This window comes from Staphylococcus pasteuri, from assembly GCF_030547725.1.
Taxonomy (GTDB): Bacteria; Bacillota; Bacilli; order Staphylococcales; family Staphylococcaceae; genus Staphylococcus; species Staphylococcus pasteuri.
Genome location: NZ_JAUOQO010000659.1, coordinates 1 through 250, shown reverse-complemented (window position 1 = coordinate 250; position 250 = coordinate 1). Strand labels below are relative to the sequence as shown.

Below are 250 nucleotides of genomic sequence, written 5' to 3'. Positions count from 1 at the left end.
CACGTAAATGCTGCCAGCCTTCTTGCACACCAAGTTCTTCAGGAATATAACCGGCGATTTGGTCAGCCATGTCCTCATCAAAACCAACTAGCTGCAATTGCTTAATGAGCATCGCTCGAACCGGTTCTTGACGCTCAACTTCTTGCCACATCAAGCCAGAGACTTGGTGCTCGAGTAACTTGCGCATCGCTGCCATTTCTTTCTTCAATTCACCCACTTCATTTCCAGCAGAATCTTGCTTAGGCTGCTG

1 protein-coding gene is annotated in these 250 nt (G+C 48.0%); it reads right to left on the bottom strand.

Annotation, left to right across the window (positions count from 1 at the left end):
* On the bottom strand, positions 1-208 hold a 208-nt coding region (locus Q4528_RS15070), incomplete at its 3' end, for a hypothetical protein (RefSeq protein ID WP_303522500.1).
* Positions 209-250: the final 42 nt, after the last annotated feature.